This is a genomic window from Ohtaekwangia sp. (assembly GCF_036786105.1).
Taxonomy (GTDB): Bacteria; Bacteroidota; Bacteroidia; order Cytophagales; family Cyclobacteriaceae; genus Ohtaekwangia.
Genome location: NZ_DAIQRQ010000008.1, coordinates 17,530 through 37,486, shown reverse-complemented (window position 1 = coordinate 37,486; position 19,957 = coordinate 17,530). Strand labels below are relative to the sequence as shown.

Below are 19,957 nucleotides of genomic sequence, written 5' to 3'. Positions count from 1 at the left end.
TCAAAGAAAAGGTGAGGGCTTTGGCTTAGGGTAAAGGCAAAAAATTCAAAGTTTAAAGCTCAAAGTTTAGCCGGATCGTTTGGCTTTATAGCCCTCTTTTACCAATAGCTGCACTACTTTGTCGCGTACGTCTCCCTGGATAAGTATCTCTCCGTCTTTGGAAGAGCCGCCTACGCCACATTTTGTTTTGATGGTTTTGGTGAGCGATTCCAGGTCGGCTGCTGTACCTACAAAGCCCGATACCAGTGTTACCTGCTTGCCAGCTCTTCCACTTTTATCAAGCATTACTTTCAGATTCTGTTGCTGGGGAGGCAACGTAGCGGCTTCTTCGTTCTGCTGATATGAATATTCAAAATCGGATGACGTAGAGTATACAATGCCATCGCGTTTTTTCCAGTCGTTCTTTTTACTCATAGCTCACAAAAGTAAGTATAAATTAATGATCAGCAGAATGCCACACACCACGCACGCATTGAAATAAAACTCAGTATTTCTTCGCCTCACTACGGCCGCAATGGCCGTTCCTAAAAGTGCCAGCGGGAAAATAATAAGTCCGCGGTATACATACGCCAGGCGTTTATGATCGGCACCTTCCACAAGATACATAACGGTACCGTATACCCATGTTTCTTCGTACTGTATCATATCGCCCGGGCCTCCGCTGACACCGGTATATATTTTTATTTTCTTACCGGATTCTGTGATGATAACGGTGAATGCATTTTTCCCCCGCACAAAATAACCATCTACGATTTTCTCGTTTCGCGTTTTATAGGGAAGGAAATAATCGATAGCAAAGAGAATGGTTATCACAAGCGCTGCATAGCATAGCCATTGCACATACGGAATACACTGTTGCATAAATTCGCGCATGCGTTGCTTCTCACTTTTGAACCCGGCAGGTGGCCTCCTCCTGCGATGATAGGCCGGATCACGATGCTGAGGTCTTGCAGGCCCCTGTTCTTGTGCTACCGTTGTAAACGAACTCTGCATGCGTGAATCATACTCCCACTTCTTTACCGGGTCGCTGAGTACATCGTACGCTTCATTGATCTCCTGAAATATAGCATGCGCCCGAGGATCCGGATTTTTATCCGGATGATATTGCACGGCCAGTCTGCGGTAAGCTCGTTTTATCTCCGCTATGTGTGCTGTTGTGTGAACCCCAAGTATACTATAATAATCTTTCATCGATCTTTGAGTCTAACAACAAACTTCAAACCCGACCATACATCATTTACGGCACAAACCTTTACATCAACAAGTCCTTCTTCAAGGCCAAATTCACGGATTATATTTTCATCCAGCGTGGTAGGCACTTTCGATGATTTCTTGGGCCATGATATCCACAGCATGCCGGTCTTTTTAAGATGTTGTTTGCTCTTCACAAACTCCTTCTCAAATACCTGCTGGTCTTTTACAAAGAGATGAATAAAATCAAACTCTCCTTTCAATGAGCGCTGCACCAAAACGTCTTCCGGCAAAGGTGAAAGCCAATCGATATAGCCTTCCGGAGCCTGCAGTATAAACATGCTGAATCCGGGCTTTATACCAAGCTTCTTCAAGAGAGGGGTGCCTGAATAACCTGCCATAAGTCTTTTTACAAGATTAACTATATATTTACTTTTATTCAGCAGTATAAAAAGAAAAAGCCACCGTGCGGTGGCTTCTGTATGGGATAATTGAAAAAATTAGTTATTGCCCATTTTCTCCATTTCTTTCTCAAACGTTTCCTTGAACTTCTCGTAGTCGTAGTCAATCTTCAGACGATCGTCTTTGGAGAGGCGCTCGTTGTACGTGGCTACCAGGTCTTCTGCAGAAAGCTCTATAGCGATATACGTCTTATAGTTACCGCTTTCGGTCTTCATGAGTTTTTCGCAGATGGTCTTGAGACCTGTAAGCTTCTGGTCCACGATCTCACGGTTCAATTGCTCAAAGCGTTCTTCTACCTGCTCCTTATTGTTCATTTCGCGTGAGTTGGTGTAGTTATCCGTAACAGCTTTAACAGTTGTCTGAATACTGGCTGCGAGTTCTGCACGTGCATTGGCAAGCGCTTTCTTCTTGGAAGTCACCTGGTCCATGCTTTCGCCGATAGAGTTGGCTCTGAAGAATTTAGACGTTGTAAAGTAATCAGGACCAGAGCAAGGTACAACCACTTCTTTTTCTCCCGTAGGAGCAGCTTTTTGTTTGCTCTTACAGCCTATCATAAATGCTCCACCCAGCGCGATCAGCATAAAGGTAGAATAGGTAAGTTTTTTCATATCAATCGAAATTTTAGTTTACAAGTTATGTTTACGCAAATCAAATACCAAACTACAAAATTCAAAAACCGTTTTGGCGGTCCATCTTACACCGCCCGCAGAAACAGGCTATTGAAGCACAGTATTCAACAATTCGTTCATCCGCTCTTTTTCAAGTGTCTCAACGGATTTGTTATACGCATCGATGCTGGATTTGTCGTAATCCAGGCCATAGCCTTTAATGCGATCGAGCGTTGCCGCATAAATCTCTTTTCCCTCTTTAATAGCCGTTACGCGAATAACACTGGTAAGGTAGGTGATATAGATGCTACCGGAGATCGAGCCTTTTTCAGAGTCCGCTTTTACATCAAACCAAAGATCGGCACCACGTTTATCTTCCGTAAATTCAAAACCATTGTTGGCCAGCAGGTTCTTCAGTTTATTGCTGATCTGAAAGGTTGTTTTGTTTTGTCCGAAGCTCTTTTCATCGGCCGTCATAAATACCACGGGGCGTTGTACTTTTAACGTAACCTGCGCACGCGGCACATTCAATGTACCGGCTATCAGTTTATATACGGGCGAACCACTCGTACCACTCAACCCGTCAATATCTACTTTTACAACTACAGTTTGTTCCAGATCTTTTGAGCTTATTTTGTTCAGCAAAATCTTGGCATTGCCTTTTTCATCCGCTTTATAATTGGGAAACACATCACCAGCTCCTTTTTCGAAGGCAGCATATAGCGGCATATCGGCAGCCGGTTTGCCCGTGTCTTTATAGGTAGCTTTTGCTATAACGGTCTGGCTACTCTGATTTACCCTGCGGTTCAATTCGATTTCTGTGGGATCTACCCGCACGTTGATCTTATCCAGCACACTTTGAATGGAGGCATAGATTTCGTTCACCAGCAATACTTCTTTGTTATCGATAGTTACGCGAATGGCTTCGCCCAGGTATTTTTCAATACTGCGAAATGCCTGAAAGTAAAAGCTTACTGATTGCAGGCGCTCACCGTCTTTTTCTGCCTGCCGTGCTTTCTGCAAGTAATCAGTAGCGAGCAACGTTGCATTTCGTTTTTGTTCTTCTTTAATCTGTTTATACCGTGCTATAGAAAGACGATAATATACCCAGTAGTTACTCGCATCTTCCCACGCATCTACCAGTTCAAACTCTTCAATTTCATCAGCCGTGGTCGTTTTGATGATCTGCTCGTATTGCTCTGTAAATTTCTTATCGGCTTCAAATTGACTTAGCACAGAAGTGCTCGATACATTTACCTTTATATCGGAGATAAGGTCATTGAGCGCGCTTTTCTTGGCCGCCTGTATATAGTTGGTATTACCGTCTTTGGTGCTGTGACCAATGCCGGTATAGTAACCATCCTGGTAAGGCTCTGTTTTAAGCCAGGCTGGTTTGAGCGATTCCGGATCAGGCGGTTGCACCTTCGGGCTGCATCCGGCCAGGAGTATGAGTAGCGTTAGAAGTCGTTTCACAAAATAACCTTAAGCGATGAAGCGTTAGAATATTGCCACATTCCGTGCCAATTTTACCGCGCGAACAAATCTACGGGTGAAAGAGGTTGGAAATGTTTTAGAAACGCTAATTTTTTTACCTTTATACAAATCTACAGGCTTAATATGAAAAAGATGATCTGGGGAGTGCTGATGGCTGCCTGCGTAATGGCCTGCCAGGACAGCGAGACAACAAGCAATGACAATGATTTTACCGGCAATGAGACGGTATATGCCCTGACTGCAGGTTCTGAGTACAACATTGATGGTACGGTTACCCTGAAGGAGAAAAAGAACGGCAGCACGTTGATATCAGTAACACTTAGCGGAACCGAAGGCAACCTGGAATTTCCGGTACATATTCACCTCGGAGATGTAGCAACGGATGGCGCTACTGTATATGCACAGCTCACTCCTGTAACCGGCACAACGGGTAAAAGCGAAACCCTGCTTACCACCGCTGCCGATGAATCGACAGTAACCTATAAGCAACTTATAGCACTGAATGCCTGTTTGAAGGTACATCTTTCTGCCACGGGCGAGAACAAAAATATAATTCTTGCAGCCGGCAACATCGGCACTGCTGCCACCGCAGCAAACGGACGGCAAGAAATTGCTCCCTGCAAGAGTGAATAGCCTTAAGAAAAAGTTTAAAGCAGAAAGTAAAAAGCAGAAAGCGGTAGGTACCCTTTCTGCTTTTTCATTTTATAATATTAGCAAGCTTTAAACTTTGGGCTTTCTGCTTAATAGCTTAGTATCTATGCATTGATCACATCGTGGAGGTTCTCGTTCTTATTTCTCAAGTCGATGCCGCCTTCCAGTATAGATTTCAGGTTGGTGAGGTAGAACGTCCAGCCTTTCATACAGCCCAGGTGATAATCTACTTTTCCCTGTTCTGTAAGCGGTATATTCTCCTGAGTCAGTTCACATAATGTTTCATTCTGCTCGCGGATGATCCGCACGGTTACTATACATCCACCTGAAAATGTAAAACGAAAGCGATCCTTCCCGTTTGCTTCTAGAACTTCGCCGTATTCTGCGGTATCATCGCCGTATCCGTACCAGAGCCAACGATAAGTATCGCCCGCCTGTACCCGCGCCGTTGAATCGCGCAGAACGTTACCCGGTTTTGTAAAGGCCGCTAACCTCAAAAACCAGCTTTCGAGTCCCTGTGGTGTAGCCCAACAGGTATATATCGTTTCAGTATCTGAATTTATACTAACGCGCTTTGTAAATTTACTCCAATTGTATCCCATAAGCCGGTTTAAAAATTATTACGGCTCAATATAGTATATATACCGGTTCGGTACTTGATACGCATGAGACTAAACTTCTTCGAGTACCTGCAGCGACTTGGCAAGTTTTTGTTGCAGTTCGAACGATACGGGTACAAAATCTGAGAAACGTTGTGTAAACCTGGCTCGCCCCTGCGAAAGTGAGCGCAACGCTGTGGAATATTTATCCAGCTCTGCCAAAGGTACTCTGGCTTTTATTACCTGGTAATTGCCCCGGTTATCCATTCCCATAATGAGTGCTCTTCGTGTTTGCAGATCGCCCATTACTTCGCCCATCACTTCTTCGGGCAGCATTACCTCTACATCGTATATAGGCTCCAGCAGCTGCGGTTCTGCTTTCAGAAATGCTTCGCGAAAGGCCATCATACCTGCGATCTTGAATGATATATCGTTGGAGTCAACCGGGTGCATTTTTCCATCGTATACCATCACGCGTACATCGCGCACGTACGAACCGGTGATGGGACCTTCTTCCATTTTTTCCATCACTCCTTTCAATATCGAAGGTATAAATCGCGCATCGATCACGCCACCCACAATGCAATTATAGAATACAAGTTTACCGCCCCATTCAAGATCGATCACCTCTTTACCACGCACACTATATTCCGCAGGATCTGGCATACCTTCGATAAAGGGTTCTACCTTCAAATGCACTTCACCAAATTGCCCGGCACCGCCCGATTGTTTTTTATGACGGTAGCTGGCTGTGGCCGCCTTGCGTATGGTTTCACGATACGATATGCGCGGACTTTCAAAGTTCACATGAAGTTTATATACATTTTCCAAAAACCATTTACATACAGCCAGGTGTAATTCTCCCTGGCCCGAGATGATCAATTGCCGCAACTCCCTGGAATATGCTACCTCAATGGTGGGATCTTCCTGGTGTATCTTCTGTAATACTTCTCCTATTTTTTCATCATCGTTTTTGCTCAATGCAATCACCGCTGTACGAATGCGTGGTTCCGGAAATTCTATCGGGTTGATCGTGACATCAAATCCTTTTGCATGCAGCGTCTGATTGGTGAAGGTATCTTTTAATTTCAGCGTAGCGCCTATATCTCCCGCAATCAACCGATCGACAGGCGTTCTGGATTTACCATCCATGATAAAGAGCTGATGAATGCGTTCTGAAGCTCCGGTCTGGCTGTTGATCAATTCAGACGATGTTGTTACTTCTCCTGAAATAACTTTAAAGAAGGTAAGCTTGCCGAGGTTAGGCTCGATATGCGATTTAAACACAAACAGCACTGCGGGTGCGGCAGGATCATATTTTACCTCTTTACCATCCACTGTTTTTTCTGGTATAGCTTCGCAGGGGGCGGGTGCTACGTTATCAATAAAACCCATCATCCTGCCACTGCCCATGTTGCGTTTAGCCGACATCACAAACACGGGAAATACATCGTGATGGATCATGCCGAGTTTTAATCCTTCGCGCATCTCATCTTCATCAAGCGTGCCCTTGGCGAAGTATTTCTCCATGAGTTGTTCATCGTTCTCCGCAGCTTTCTCTACCAATGCATTGTGCAAGGCATTTGCTTTTTCTTTTTCATTATCCGGTATAGGAAGTTTCTGTGGCTTCCCTCCTTCCGGTGGAAATTTATACATTACCATTCGCAGCAAGTCGATAATAGCGTTAAAACCCTCGCCCTGGTTTACCGGGTATTGCATTTGTGTTACGGCATTGCCAAAGCGCTCGCGCAGAGAATGTAGCGCGGTATCAAAATCAGCTTTGGGGTGATCGATCTGGTTTATTGCAAAAATTGTTGGTTTCTGAAACTGATCGACATAGTTCCAGATAAGCTCCGTACCTACTTCCACGCCATGTTGGGCATTCACAATCATCACACAGGTATCTGCCACACGCACCGATGAGATGATCTCTCCTATAAAGTCATCGAAACCGGGCGTATCGATGATGTTGATTTTATAGTCGTGCCATTCTGTGTGTAGTGTAGATGCAAACACTGAGTTGCCACGTTCCTGTTCAATCTCATGGTAATCAGAAACTGTATTTTTCCCCTCAATAGAGCCCCGCCGGTGCACAATACCGGCTTCGTAGAGCATATCTTCGGCCAGCATGGTCTTGCCGGCCTTGGGCGCCCCCAGCAGAACAATGTTCTTGAGGTGCTTGTTGTCATAAACTTTCATCATGGCTGTAGCATTTAAGGTGGAGGAATGAAAATAAGGATGGCCGTTGATTGGTCACGCCTGGTGACAGCAGGTCCCATGAAGTTTTCATAGGCGGCAGTTTTTATTGTTGAAACAAAAAGGAAGGAAAGCTTAATGGAAGTTAAGGCAAAAACACCAAAGGTAAAAGCATAACGGAGCAATAGTTACCGCCACACTTTGATGTAGGCAAATGCGGAGATTAAGAGATTCTTTCTAAATTGATTGCTGTTGTCCATTATCCGTTATCCATTAATCGTTACATGTATGAAGTCAGCTGTTTCCACCTGACTTGAAGTAATGATGACGATAACGGATAGCGATTAACGGCTAACTAATAACGATTAACCTGTAACGAACACCATGAAAAAACTATTCTTCACCTTCGCCTTGCTTGTGTTGATAATGCAGAGTCGGGCGCAATCCTTTCAAGGCATTATCAAGTGGAGCTTTACAATGACGATCACCGATCCGAAGATGAAAGCACAAATGGAAGATGCGCAGAAAAAAATGAATGATCCTGCCAATCAGGCTAAGATGAAAGAGATGGAAGCTAAGATGAACGATCCGCAGTTCAAAGCCATGATGGATTCCAACCCTCAGCTTAAAGCACAGATGGAGAGCGCCATGAAAATGATGCAGAGTGGCGATATGTCGGCCATGATGCCCAAGGGCATGATAGTAAAAATAAAAGACAGCAATACGCTGATGCAGATGGAAGGCGGCATGATGGCCAACATGGAAATACTATACCTGAAAGACAAAAATCAATCGTACAAGATTGACCGCAAAGACAAAACATATTCAGTGCTACCCAACAACACAGAGCAACAGCAACAGTCGAAGCAAAACGCAGATGTAAAAGTTACCAAGACATCAGAAACGGCCAAGATACTCGGCTATACCTGCACAAAATATACGGTTGACTATACATCGGAAGGCCACACGCTGCATCAGATTCTTTGGTCTACTACGGAAATAAAAGACTGGGACATGAAGAGCATGGCGAACCAGCGCATGAGCAGCAACCAGCGCATATACTTCGATAAGATTGATGGTGTTCCTCTGAAAGTGGAAATGTACATGCCGCAAGGAAACATGGTAATGGAAGTAAAAGAGATCAACAAGCAATCATTACCGGCATCTGATTTCACTATCCCTTCAGACTTTAAAGAAGTAGCGTTAGGATTTGGCGGGAAGTATTGATTGATACTTTCAAAAAACAGAAGCCGGATACTATCAATATCCGGCTTCTGTTTATGTCTTTACCTTCCGATCTTAAATTTTATAGGCAGTACAAATCGCGATTTGACTGGAATGCTTTTGTGCCTGGCTGGTATCCAGTTTTCCATTGCCGACACCACTCTGAGTGCCTCTGCATCGCATTCCGGGCTTATACCTTTTATTACATAGCTATCTTTTACAGCCCCCTGCTTGTCAACTATAAAGCAGACGTACACAGTTCCCTGTGTTCCCGCTCTACGCGCTTGGCTGGGATACTTTACTGCACCTTGCAAATAACCCGCTAACCCATTCAAGCCGCCTTTATACTCGGCCATATTCTCGGTTACACCAAAAGTCGTATCATTTGTAATCTTACTTACGGTGAAAGACGCTACCAGCACCGAATCCTCCACCTCATTATAGGAATTACCATCTTTGTTAGTACTGGTCTGTATAACTCCTTTCCCATTCGGGAGTAACTCTACACCAGATGGCGAGAAGAAATGTATATACTTGCTCTTGGCTTCTTTCTTCCGAAAATGCATTTCTTCCATTTCAAGCGAGCCATTCTCATAGTAGGTTTTATACGTTCCTACCTTCTCATTTTCTTTGTAAGTTCCTTCTGATTTTATTCCGCCACTTTCATAATACCAGGTTACCTTTCCATCAAAAATTGGCTTAGGATCAACCTCAACACATTCTGCAACCATTTGAATTTTACCCGATATAAAATAATCACGTAGCATGATCACGTCATCCCTGTATTCTATTGTCCGGTAATAAGAGGCCAGGTGTTTATCGGAAACTGTTTTCCAGTCTTTATCAAAATATTCAGTTATACGCTCGCTGGTTTGAGCCAGCGTTGTAAATGAAGTGAAAACAAAAAAGAATTGAATAAGATAAGTTCTCATACAGGTAGATAGACGCAGGTATATATTTATAAAAAATGGCGATCCGGTTTCGCGCCGGATCACCATCACAATATTTCTCAAAAGGTATTAATATCCCAACACCTTCAACATGCTTTCGCTCGTTTGCTCTTCGGCAAAGAGGCGTGTGGTTATCTCTCCATCTTCATTGCGATCGATCAATACGTGTTTAGGAGCAGGTACCAGGCAGTGTTGAATACCTCCATAACCTCCCAGCGATTCCTGGTAAGCGCCTGTATGGAAGAAGCCAATATATAGCGGCTCTTCATCGTTGATCATCGGCAGGAACACTTCGCCGGTATGTGCTTCGGAGTTATAGTAATCCATGCTGTCGCAGGTAAGACCACCCATATTTACCTTGTGATAGGGATCATCCCACTTGTTGCAGGCCAGCAATACATATTTCTGATTCAATCCCCATGCATCCGGCAAGTGTGTAATGAACGAGCCATCGATCATATACCACAGCTCTTTATCGTTCTGCAGTTTCTGGTCAATTACATTGTAGAGCACCGCCCCACTTTCACCTACGGTATAGCTGCCAAATTCGGTAAAGATATTCGGCACCGGCACGTTGTTCTTATCGCATATCCACTTGATATTTTCCACGATCTGCTCGATCATGTATTTATAGTCATAGTGGAAAGTAAGCGAAGTCTTGATCGGGAAACCACCGCCAATGTCAATAGAATCCAGCGTAGGACAAATCTTCTTCATCTCACAATATTTGAAGACGAAGCGGCTTAGCTCACTCCAGTAATAGGCCGTATCTTTAATACCGGTATTGATAAAGAAGTGCAGCATCTTGAGCGATGCCTTGCTGCTCTTTTCAATGTTGTCTTTATAGAAAGGTATAATATCGCTATAGCGGATGCCTAGGCGGGAAGTATAGAACTCGAACTTCGGCTCTTCATCTGCTGCTACGCGTATTCCTACACGATACGATCCCTTTACATTCTTCTCATATTCCTCGAATTCGCCCATCTCATCCAGAATCGGAATGCAATTGTGGAAACCATCGTTGAGCAATTCTGAAATATAGCGGGTGTACAGCGGCATTTTAAAACCGTTGCACAGTACGTATGTGTCTTTGGTAATCTTTCCTTTGGCATACAGTGCACGCACGATCGGAATATCAAACGCAGAAGATGTTTCCATGTGCACATCTTCATTTTTCAGCGCTTCTTCCAGTACAAAAGAAAAGTGCGATGACTTGGTACAATAGCAATAGGTGTATTTGCCGTTGTATTTGAATTTCTCCAGCGCGTTGTTAAAGATCGCTTGTACCGATCGGATGTTTTCGCTTATGCGCGGAAGGTATGTTAGTTTCAGGGGGGTTCCATATTGCTTAATGATGTCCATCAGGGGAACATCGTTAAACAGCAATTCGTGGTCGCGGACCTTAAATTCTTTTTGAGGAAACTCGAAGGTCTGTTCAATCAGCTCGCGGTAGCTCTTCATGTATACCGTTATCCGTTAATTGTTAAATGATTTTGGTAGTTAAACGCGTATCGTTAAACAACTTTGTGTTACTGCCATGTGATCTATTTTTTAATTCCCTACACAAACCCGGCACACACAGACTTACCAACAACGGTTAACGACTTTACGTCCTCCAACAAAGGGTGCAATATTGGGATAAATTTGCCATCTTTGCAATAACTCAGACAGAACGCATGGTTAATCATTTCCCTTGTTCGTTTTTCTCGATCGCGCTTCCAAAGGCGCCCGGATTACCCGACTTCTAAAGGCGGGCGTGAAGGGATTTCTGTTATTTCTGATTAACCATTCATTCATAAAACCTTAATATTATTTGCCGTGAAAGAGCTAAAGATCATTGAAGTGAAGTCCGAAATCGGTGCCGGAACCCGCGGTGCAAGCCTGGGCGTAGAAGCCATGAAGATTGCCAGCTTAGACCTTAACTCCGACTTTTTTAAACAATACGAATCAGTTGAAGTAGAGAATGTAAACGAATTGCTGTTTGATGGTGCCAAGCACTCCTATGCCAAGTTTATAGACGGTGTGCTGATCATGGAAGAACGCGTTTGCCTGGAAGTCTATGAAACCATCTTTGATGAGTTCTTTCCCCTCATTATGGCAGGCGACCACAGCACTGCATACGGAACAATTGCCGGCATTAAAAAGGCACATCCCAAAGCACGACTCGGTGTAATCTGGATCGATGCACATGCCGATATCCACACACCGTTTACTACACCTTCGGGTAACATGCATGGCATGGCCCTGGCAATGGCCTGCGGTCTCGATAACTTTGAATGCAAGGTAAACGACCCGCGTGGTGAGACGCTTGAATACTGGGAGCAACTGAAGAACGTGGGCATGCCCGGCCCCAAGATATACCCGGAAGACATTGTATACATTGCGGTACGCGATCTTGAGAAACCGGAGAACTATCTTCTCAACAAATACAATGTAAACTTCATTGAAACAGAAGATGTTAAGAAACTGGGTCCTGTAACCATCGCCAGAAAAGCGCTGGAAATGCTGGACCATTGTGACATGATTTATGTTTCATTTGATGTGGACAGCATTGACAGCCGCGTTTCTACCGGCACGGGAACACCGGTACCCAACGGCCTTACTGTTGAAGAAGCCAAGACACTGAATGTTGAACTCGCCAAAGATCCAAAAGTATGCGCCTGGGAAATTGTAGAAGTAAACCCTACACTCGATACAGAAAACAGAATGGCCGAGAGCGCTTTTGAAATATTGGAGGCAACGGCAAAATCGATTGTAGACCGGCCCGTGCTAGCCGAGTAAAGTTTGTATATTAAGGCAATGGAATCGAAACTGACATTAACACTTGAAAAAAAAACCATCGAGAAAGGAAAGGCTTATGCTCGTAAAAAGAGAACAAGCCTTTCCAAGCTCGTGGAGAAGTATATAGATAAAATTACCGCCAAGCAGGAACCTGAAAAATCGGATAAAAAAGAAGAAGCCGCAGCATTTCTTAAAAAAATCTCTCTCCCGGCAAAAAACAAACACTGGGATCATAAGAAAGAATACACCCGTTACCTTATTAAAAAGTATAAATGAATTTCATTTTCGTTGACAGCGATGTTTGCCTTGACTTGTTATTAATCCGCGAACCTTTTTACCAACATTCTTCAGACATTTTTGAATTAGCTTATACAAATAAGATTAAAATCTTTGTGTCATCTGTCATATTTGCTAATGTGTATTACATCCTGCGCCAGGAATTTAAAGACGCAAAGACTAAGGACACGCTTATAGAATTCAAGAAGATAGTAAGCGTGCTGCCGGTAGGTGATTCAATCATTGATCGCTCTCTCCACTCCGATTTTAAAGACTTCGAAGACGGCATTCAATATTTCACGGCTTTAGACCATCACATGAAGTTAATATTGACGCGGAATCTCCGCGATTACAAGACCGCGAAGATCCAGGTGATGACTCCGGAGGCTTATCTTAAGACGCTAAGGGTCTAGTGCCAGATGCTGAGCTGAAGGCTGACTGTTTCCTTCTCACAATAAAAAAATCAACGAACTTCTGCGATTTTCTTAATTTCGCCCCCAGAAATTCGAAATAAAACAGCCATGAGCCAAAACAGACCGATTTCCTCCTTCATTGAGAAACACTACCTGCACTTCAATGCTGCGGCATTGGTAGATGCTGCCAAAGGATATAAAAAGCATCTTGCCGAAGGCAAGAAAATGATGGTGACATTAGCCGGTGCCATGAGTACGGGCGAGCTGGGCATCAGCTTCGCAGAGATGATCCGCCAGAACAAAGTACATATCATTTCCTGTACCGGTGCCAACCTTGAAGAAGATATCATGAACCTGGTGGCTCACTCACACTACAAGCGCATTCCTAACTATCGCGATCTTACGCCTGAACAAGAGTGGAACCTCTTGGAGAACCATCTGAACCGCGTAACCGATACCTGTATTCCTGAAGAAGAAGCTTTCCGAAGATTGCAGAAGCACCTCTTCCAGGTGTGGAAAGATGCTGAAGATAAAGGCGAGCGCCTCTTCCCGCATGAATTTATGTTCCGCCTCCTCAACAGTGGCGACCTGAAACAATATTACGAGATCGATCCGAAGAACTCCTGGATGATTGCTGCTGCAGAGAAAAATCTGCCCATGGTGGTTCCGGGATGGGAAGACTCTACGATGGGTAACATCTTCGCTTCTTACTGTGTAACGGGCGAATTGAAAGCATCTACCATGAAGTCTGGTATTGAGTATATGGTGTGGTTGGCTGATTGGTATACACAAAACTCTGGTACAGAAGGTATCGGCTTCTTCCAGATTGGTGGTGGTATAGCGGGCGATTTCCCGATCTGTGTTGTTCCAATGTTACACCAGGATCTGGAGCGTGATAACGTTCCGTTCTGGAGTTACTTCTGCCAGATCAGCGACTCTACTACCAGCTATGGCTCTTATTCCGGCGCTGTACCAAACGAAAAGATTACCTGGGGTAAACTCAGCATCGATACTCCTAAATATATCGTGGAGTCAGACGCTACTATTGTAGCACCGCTGATCTTCGCATATATACTCGAGTGGTAAGAAATTTATAAACCAAATACACGTAGCAAGGCATAAAGACACAGCGTCTCATGTCTTGCTACTTTTGTCTTACGTCTGTTCACTATGAATCTTGATCTGTTACTTCGTTCCGAAATTCAGAAAGCTGTTACGGCAGTATTCAATCAATCTGTTGACAACCTGCAGATACAACCTACCAATGCCGAGTTTGAAGGCTCACATACACTAGTGTGTTTCCCGCTAACCAAGGTATCGCGCAAGGGGCCCGAAGAAACGGCAAAGCTTGTAGGCGAATATCTGCTTCAAAATTCCGGCATCGTCAGACAGTATAATGTTGTGAAAGGTTTTCTAAACTTATCACTTAGCGACAGTGTGTGGGTTGAAGTATTGCACAGCATCGCTTCCAATCCAAACTACGGTCAGTTACCGGATAACGGACAAGAGATCATGATCGAGTATTCGTCACCGAATACAAACAAGCCTTTGCACCTGGGACACTTACGCAATAACTTTTTGGGATATAGCGTAAGCGAAATCTACAAAGCAAACGGATATAAGGTACACAAAGTACAGATCATCAACGATCGTGGTATACACATCTGTAAATCGATGGCAGCGTGGAAACTCTTTGGCCATGGAGAGACACCGCAGAGCAGCGGTATAAAGGGCGATCACCTGGTGGGTAAATATTATGTGATCTTTGACAAGACCTATAAATCGCAGATTGCCGAACTGATGGCAAACGGCCTCAGCGAAGAAGAAGCCGGCAAGCAAGCACCCATCATACAACTCGCTTCTGAGATGCTGCGCCTCTGGGAACAAAAAGATGCTGAAACTATAGCATTGTGGAAAACCATGAACGGCTGGGTATACGAAGGCTTCGGTGCTACCTACAAACGCATGGGCGTTGACTTCGAAAAATTATACTACGAGTCGGACACATACCTGCTGGGTAAAGAAATTGTGATGCAGGGATTGGAGAAAGGTATATTCTTCAAAAAAGAAGACGGCTCTGTATGGGTTGATCTCACTTCAGATGGACTGGATCAGAAAGTACTGCTCCGTGCCGATGGCACTTCAGTATATATGACGCAGGACATAGGCACGGCTATACTTCGCTTCAAGGATTTTCCACGCATCTCCGGACAAGTATATACTGTGGGCAATGAGCAGGAATATCACTTCAAGGTATTGTTCCTCATATTGAGCAAGCTCGGCTATGATTGGGCCAAGCGCTGCTTCCATTTGTCGTATGGCATGGTAGACCTTCCTACCGGTAAAATGAAATCACGCGAAGGCACCGTAGTAGATGCAGACGACCTGATGCAGGAGATGCATGAAGAAGCCGAGAAGCAAACGCGCGAGCTTGGCAAACTGGAAGGCGTGAGTGAAGAAGATGCACAGAAGCTCTTTGAAATGATTGGTATGGGCGCACTCAAGTTCTTCCTGTTGAAAGTTGATCCGAAGAAAAGAATGTTGTTCGATCCGAATGAATCCATCCAGTTACAAGGCTTCACCGGACCATTTATTCAATATACACATGCTCGTATCAAAGCGATTCTGCGCAAAGCAGAGAGTTTGAATATACAAGTAAATGCGAGTGATCTGAAAGGTATAACATCGCTGGAGCCAGCCGAGCGCGAAGGTCTCAGCCTGATCAGCGCTTTCGAAAACAAACTGAAGGATGCTGCGAAAGATTACTCGCCCTCCATCCTTGCAAACTATGCATTTGAAGTAGCAAAAGCTTACAATCAGTTCTATCAGAGCATTCCGATCTTTAACGAAGAGAACCAGGCCAAACTAAAATTCAGAATCGCATTCTCGTATGCGGTAGCAAATGTCATCAAGCGTTCAATGAAGTTACTGGGTATAGAAGTACCGGAGCGGATGTAGTGGGGTTAACATTAGAAAATTGGAAGATTAAAAATCCAGGGATCTGGAACCTAATCTTTCAATCATTTCTACAAATAACTCAGCCACCCGTAGCTGTGCGTACTCTTGTAGCGATTGTACCAGCGGCAGACTGGGTATAGAAAAATGACCAGCCCGATCCAAACGGCATACGTTGCTCCCAATGAGTAACCGAATCCATACGGTATACCCCCAAAGCTATTATTACCGAAATGAAAGTCTACTTCGCCCAGCGATTTACCACTACCGATCATATAGGAGATTAGCGATAGCGTATGAAGTAAATAGAAATGTAGCACATAGTAGAAGAACGGCACACGCCCAAAAACGAGCGCAGGTTTAAGCCACGGAAAATCTTTATTATCCAGCCACCACAAAAGAATAAACACCGGTCCTAAGGTCATGAATGTATAGAGTAATGATACGGGATACTTGGTGCAGTTTATAAAACTCATCAGCGTAAATATTGTATTCTTCTGTGTGCTCCAATGATCCGGATCACCATAGCCGTTGGTGAGCCTCAACACTATAAACAACACAATAGAAGTTATTCCTACTGCCAACAGTCGCTTTCTTCGCACAGCGCCATCTACATCTTTTGTATACCACTTTCCTATACTATATCCCAGCAGCATAATGCCGAGCCACGGGAACAATGGATAGAATGCCAGCACAGCATGTTTACTATCCAGTTGAATAAACCCGGTTTGATTCAACACAGCCCATACAGCATAACCGGTATCTTCAGGCTTCAGCGGAAAGGCATCAAATACATTGTGCCCGAATATGATTGCGAGTCCCAATATACCAATAACCACTTCGGGCAAATATACCAGTGCCGACAGCACTACCATCGAAGCACCGAGTACCCAGATTACCTGAAGAATAATAAAGTCATAGTAAAGATTGAAGAGCAGGGCAAAGCGCAATACCGTTACTTCAATAAAGACAAGCCACAACCCGCGAGTTAACAGGAAGATGGCCAGTTCCTTTTTTGTTTTGCGTTGCAGCGTAATGCGAGCCGCTACACCCGAGAGCAATACAAAAGTAGGCGCACAGAAATGCGTGATCCACCGGGTAAAGAATAATACAGGACTTGTCTTGGTGAGATCGGTTGGTGCGAACAGGTTTGCATCTGCATGAAAGAAATCGCGTGTGTGATCGAGCGCCATGATGATCATGATAACGCCTCGCAGCACATCGATCGAAGTTACCCGCGGTTTTTCCGTAAGCACTCCGTTTACAGTGGTGGTAGTCATAACAGTGGGGTGTAGGAGTAACGTTTATATACGTTATCTGCAAGATACGGGTTCATCTGTAAACATCGCTCCAGCCGCGGCAATAAGTTTCCATCACATACTCCGGTGATAAATAAAAAAAGCTACCGAAGGCAGCTTTCTTCCTGACGTGAACATAGTATATCCTTACGCCACTTTCGCCAGCTCTATGTTCATGTTAAGCTTCACATCATCTCCTACTACCATACCACCAGCTTCTGTCAATGCGCTCCAGGCCAATCCGAAATCTTTACGGTTAATCTTTCCGTTCAGCTCAAAACCGGCTTTGATATTTCCCCAAGGATCTTTCACCACACCACCGAACTCAACATCCAATGTAACCGGCTTGCTTACACCACGAATGGTAAGATCGCCGGTTAATTTATAGTCACCACCGCTTTTGGTTAATTTGCCATTGAAGGTGATTGTCTTATGTTGCGCTGCAGAAAAGAAATCATCACTCTTCAGGTGACCATCGCGATCAGCCTGGTTGGTATCGATACTGTCAACGTCAATGTTCAGTGTTGTCGTAGCGTTATTGAAATCATCGCCATCGCTTACTACTTCGCCTGAGAATTTCTTGAACGATCCTGTTACTGTAGAGATTACGAGGTGCTTTACTTTGAATTGTACTTCGCTATGGGTAGGATCAATGGCCCATTTTGTTTGAGTTGCTGTTGCCATATATGTTTCTGTTTTAAGTTGATGATACAAAAGTATGCCACCAACCCTTTTCACCACGTTGAACTAGGTTAAGAAAGAATGAAATGTCTCTTGAACAAGATTAAGAAATAGCTTTGAGTTACGAGCTATTAGACCGTTATCGGTTACAGGTTATTCGTTAACAGACGCTTCCAGGTCACAGATAACATGTAACTACTTCATCATTCGTTAATCGATATTCCTTGTTCGATATTTTTATTTCCCACAGACCTCACAGAATTACACAGATCGTTATCCATTACAATTAACGTCAACAGACTCTTACGAATAACGGATAACCTGTAACAGTCTTACTTATGCTCCATCAGCTTCCTTCGTATCTTACTCAGAAACTCTGGAGTGATGCCCAGGTAGGATGCTATATATTTCAGTGGTACATATTGCTCCAGTGACGGGTACTTTTCCCGAAAGTAAAGATAGCGTTCATCGGCGGCTGCCGAATAGCTTTGAATGATGCGATGCTGATGTGTTAACAAAGCATTTTGATATAGCAGCCGGAAGTAACGTTCCAGGCGTGGCCACTTATCAAGCATATCATCAACGCTGTTTTTTGGCAACAGAATAATTTCAGTATCGGCTAATGCACGTGTGGCATAAATAGAAGGCTCTCCCTTGGTGATACTGTGCAGATCGCCCGTCCACCAGCCGGCCGTTGCAAACTGGATCACATGATCCACTGCATCTTTGTCTGTAAAGTATGTCATAAGACAGCCCGACCGCACATAGATCATATAACGACTTATCTCTCCGCTTTTTTCGGCGAAGTCTCCCTGCTTCACAAAGTGTGGCAGCAGTATAGACGTGATCGCTTTTTCTTCCTCCTCCTGGAGAGATACATGTTGTTTGATACTGTTAATGAGGGATGCTGCAACCATGTATCTGTAAAAATACACCGTTCATTGGAACTTCGGCTTATTCTTGAAAACATTCGCACATTTGTTCGTGTAAGGTAACGTACTTTTTATACTTGCAGAGATGAATGGCGATCGGAAAGTGAAAGTATCTCGCCGAGAGCTGATCTATACACGCTGCTCGCCCGGAGATGTATATGGCCTGAACGCAAAATTCAGGCTGGCGGAAGAAAACTTTAATCTTGCGTTTCCTGCTGCTATAACCCATGCTACTGTTTAATTTTGCAGCATGGACTTACAGCAATTCAGGCTACAGGCTCAGCAGCGTGATAAAGACAACAAGAAATTTCTGCAGAGTCTGAAGAAGAAGGATGCACGAAAAGTAGACGATGTATTTCACGAGCTACACGAAGAAGTATTCGAGGAGATGGATTGCCTTACTTGTGCCAACTGCTGCAAAACCACGAGTCCTATTTTTTACCAGACGGATATTGAGCGCGTGGCGAAATCGCTGCGCATGAAGCCGGGTGATTTCATTGAAAAATACCTGCGCATTGACGAAGACAAAGATTATGTACTAAAATCTTCACCTTGCCCGTTTCTCGATACCGACAACTACTGCATGGTATACGAAGATCGCCCCAAAGCCTGCCGCGAATATCCTCACACCGATCGTAAAAAAATGGTGCAGATCATGGACCTTACGCACAAGAATACACTGGTATGCCCCGCTGTATTGGAAATGGTGGAGCGTCTTAAAAAAGTTTTCTGATTTTTTTTCGTTTAGCTTCTGGTGACTTTTAAATACTTTCGGACTTTGAACCAACCCAATATCACTGGTGGTTTATGACCGGAGCAAGATATAGTCATACCATCTCATAAAAACCCAATTGTAAATTATGAAAAGGATTTTTGTATTCCTGTTTAGCCTCGCCTGTATCGCATCGGCTGAAGCTCAGCTCAGGCTTCCTTCGCTGTTTGATGATCACATGATATTACAACAGCAATCGCCTGTACCCATCTGGGGATGGTCGCATCCATCGCAGGATATTGTTATTCATGTAAGCTGGGATACTACCACCATCAAAACAAAATCGGATAACACCACGTATTGGAGCACAACGTTATATACTCCCCCAGCCGGTGGCCCTTACACAATAACAATCAAAAATTCGTGGGGAGAACAACGCATTTTGCAGGATGTGATGATCGGCGAAGTATGGCTTTGCTCCGGCCAGTCTAATATGGAGTGGTCCATGGAAGCTGCCGGAGATGGCAAGCTGGC

21 protein-coding genes and 1 pseudogene are annotated in these 19,957 nt (G+C 44.2%); 10 read left to right on the top strand and 12 right to left on the bottom strand.

Going from position 1 to position 19,957, the window contains the following annotated elements; translation table 11 throughout:
- Nucleotides 1-66: 66 nt before the first annotated feature.
- The 5 genes from V7Q33_RS06020 to V7Q33_RS06000 all read right to left on the bottom strand — a co-directional run bounded on the left by V7Q33_RS06020 (nucleotide 67) and on the right by V7Q33_RS06000 (nucleotide 3,734).
- Nucleotides 67-414, bottom strand: a complete 348-nt coding sequence (locus V7Q33_RS06020) for a translation initiation factor (protein ID WP_331978454.1) — start codon at nucleotides 412-414, stop codon at nucleotides 67-69.
- 3 nt (nucleotides 415-417) lie between these two features.
- Nucleotides 418-1,191, bottom strand: a complete 774-nt coding sequence (locus tag V7Q33_RS06015; RefSeq protein WP_333819236.1) for a J domain-containing protein — start codon at nucleotides 1,189-1,191, stop codon at nucleotides 418-420.
- Nucleotides 1,188-1,592, bottom strand: coding sequence for a DUF3052 domain-containing protein (locus V7Q33_RS06010; RefSeq protein ID WP_333819234.1), 405 nt, complete (start codon nucleotides 1,590-1,592; stop codon nucleotides 1,188-1,190). The genes V7Q33_RS06015 and V7Q33_RS06010 overlap by 4 nt, the downstream gene beginning before the upstream one ends.
- Before the next feature lie 99 nt (nucleotides 1,593-1,691).
- Nucleotides 1,692-2,261, bottom strand: coding sequence for a hypothetical protein (locus V7Q33_RS06005; RefSeq protein WP_331978448.1), 570 nt, complete (start codon nucleotides 2,259-2,261; stop codon nucleotides 1,692-1,694).
- 108 nt (nucleotides 2,262-2,369) lie between these two features.
- Nucleotides 2,370-3,734, bottom strand: coding sequence for an LPP20 family lipoprotein (locus V7Q33_RS06000; RefSeq protein ID WP_333819232.1), 1,365 nt, complete (start codon nucleotides 3,732-3,734; stop codon nucleotides 2,370-2,372).
- Between the two features lie 144 nt (nucleotides 3,735-3,878).
- On the opposite strand from V7Q33_RS06000, the gene V7Q33_RS05995 reads away from it, so the two are divergent.
- Nucleotides 3,879-4,388 (top strand): hypothetical protein, encoded by a 510-nt coding sequence (locus V7Q33_RS05995; protein WP_331978444.1) that lies wholly within the window; start codon nucleotides 3,879-3,881, stop codon nucleotides 4,386-4,388.
- Nucleotides 4,389-4,510: 122 nt separating this feature from the next.
- Here the strand turns inward: V7Q33_RS05995 and V7Q33_RS05990 are convergent, their stop codons facing one another.
- Together V7Q33_RS05990 and V7Q33_RS05985 are read right to left on the bottom strand one after the other, a co-directional pair.
- On the bottom strand, nucleotides 4,511-5,008 hold the full coding sequence (locus tag V7Q33_RS05990; RefSeq protein WP_333819230.1) for an SRPBCC family protein: 498 nt from the start codon (nucleotides 5,006-5,008) through the stop codon (nucleotides 4,511-4,513).
- 69 nt (nucleotides 5,009-5,077) lie between these two features.
- On the bottom strand, nucleotides 5,078-7,207 hold the full coding sequence (locus tag V7Q33_RS05985; RefSeq protein WP_331978440.1) for an elongation factor G: 2,130 nt from the start codon (nucleotides 7,205-7,207) through the stop codon (nucleotides 5,078-5,080).
- 378 nt (nucleotides 7,208-7,585) lie between these two features.
- On the opposite strand from V7Q33_RS05985, the gene V7Q33_RS05980 reads away from it, so the two are divergent.
- On the top strand, nucleotides 7,586-8,428 hold the full coding sequence (locus V7Q33_RS05980) for a DUF4412 domain-containing protein (protein WP_333819227.1): 843 nt from the start codon (nucleotides 7,586-7,588) through the stop codon (nucleotides 8,426-8,428).
- A gap of 59 nt (nucleotides 8,429-8,487) precedes the next feature.
- Here V7Q33_RS05980 and V7Q33_RS05975 read toward each other — a convergent pair whose 3' ends face one another.
- On the bottom strand, nucleotides 8,488-9,357 hold the full coding sequence (locus V7Q33_RS05975) for a TonB family protein (RefSeq protein WP_331978436.1): 870 nt from the start codon (nucleotides 9,355-9,357) through the stop codon (nucleotides 8,488-8,490).
- A gap of 87 nt (nucleotides 9,358-9,444) precedes the next feature.
- Entirely contained in the window at nucleotides 9,445-10,836 is a 1,392-nt protein-coding gene (locus V7Q33_RS05970) for an arginine decarboxylase (RefSeq protein ID WP_331978434.1), read from the bottom strand.
- 357 nt (nucleotides 10,837-11,193) lie between these two features.
- On the opposite strand from V7Q33_RS05970, the gene V7Q33_RS05965 reads away from it, so the two are divergent.
- The 5 genes from V7Q33_RS05965 to argS all read left to right on the top strand — a co-directional run bounded on the left by V7Q33_RS05965 (nucleotide 11,194) and on the right by argS (nucleotide 15,803).
- Entirely contained in the window at nucleotides 11,194-12,156 is a 963-nt protein-coding gene (locus V7Q33_RS05965; RefSeq protein ID WP_331978432.1) for an arginase, read from the top strand.
- 18 nt (nucleotides 12,157-12,174) lie between these two features.
- Nucleotides 12,175-12,432 (top strand): DUF6364 family protein, encoded by a 258-nt coding sequence (locus V7Q33_RS05960; protein ID WP_331978430.1) that lies wholly within the window; start codon nucleotides 12,175-12,177, stop codon nucleotides 12,430-12,432.
- Nucleotides 12,429-12,845 (top strand): type II toxin-antitoxin system VapC family toxin, encoded by a 417-nt coding sequence (locus V7Q33_RS05955; protein ID WP_333819222.1) that lies wholly within the window; start codon nucleotides 12,429-12,431, stop codon nucleotides 12,843-12,845. The genes V7Q33_RS05960 and V7Q33_RS05955 overlap by 4 nt, the downstream gene beginning before the upstream one ends.
- A 108-nt stretch (nucleotides 12,846-12,953) precedes the next feature.
- Nucleotides 12,954-13,931, top strand: coding sequence for a deoxyhypusine synthase family protein (locus V7Q33_RS05950; RefSeq protein WP_331978426.1), 978 nt, complete (start codon nucleotides 12,954-12,956; stop codon nucleotides 13,929-13,931).
- Between the two features lie 84 nt (nucleotides 13,932-14,015).
- A complete protein-coding gene (gene argS, locus V7Q33_RS05945) occupies nucleotides 14,016-15,803 on the top strand; it encodes an arginine--tRNA ligase (RefSeq protein WP_333819219.1) in 1,788 nt (595 codons plus the stop codon).
- 68 nt (nucleotides 15,804-15,871) lie between these two features.
- Here argS and V7Q33_RS05940 read toward each other — a convergent pair whose 3' ends face one another.
- The 3 genes from V7Q33_RS05940 to V7Q33_RS05930 form a co-directional block, all read right to left on the bottom strand.
- A complete protein-coding gene (locus V7Q33_RS05940) occupies nucleotides 15,872-17,080 on the bottom strand; it encodes a DUF1624 domain-containing protein (protein WP_333819217.1) in 1,209 nt (402 codons plus the stop codon).
- 165 nt (nucleotides 17,081-17,245) lie between these two features.
- Nucleotides 17,246-17,782, bottom strand: a complete 537-nt coding sequence (locus V7Q33_RS05935; protein ID WP_333819215.1) for a YceI family protein — start codon at nucleotides 17,780-17,782, stop codon at nucleotides 17,246-17,248.
- A gap of 329 nt (nucleotides 17,783-18,111) precedes the next feature.
- Entirely contained in the window at nucleotides 18,112-18,696 is a 585-nt protein-coding gene (locus tag V7Q33_RS05930) for a Crp/Fnr family transcriptional regulator (RefSeq protein WP_331979700.1), read from the bottom strand.
- A 118-nt stretch (nucleotides 18,697-18,814) separates the two neighbouring features.
- On the opposite strand from V7Q33_RS05930, the gene V7Q33_RS05925 reads away from it, so the two are divergent.
- The 3 genes and pseudogenes from V7Q33_RS05925 to V7Q33_RS05915 all read left to right on the top strand — a co-directional run.
- Complete coding sequence (locus V7Q33_RS05925) at nucleotides 18,815-18,952, top strand: hypothetical protein (RefSeq protein ID WP_333819213.1); 138 nt, start codon at nucleotides 18,815-18,817, stop codon at nucleotides 18,950-18,952.
- 9 nt (nucleotides 18,953-18,961) lie between these two features.
- Nucleotides 18,962-19,444: a YkgJ family cysteine cluster protein gene (locus V7Q33_RS05920; RefSeq protein ID WP_331979699.1), complete on the top strand. Its 483-nt coding sequence runs from the start codon at nucleotides 18,962-18,964 to the stop codon at nucleotides 19,442-19,444.
- A 127-nt stretch (nucleotides 19,445-19,571) separates the two neighbouring features.
- Nucleotides 19,572-19,957: pseudogene (locus V7Q33_RS05915) on the top strand (sialate O-acetylesterase); the annotation flags it as partial.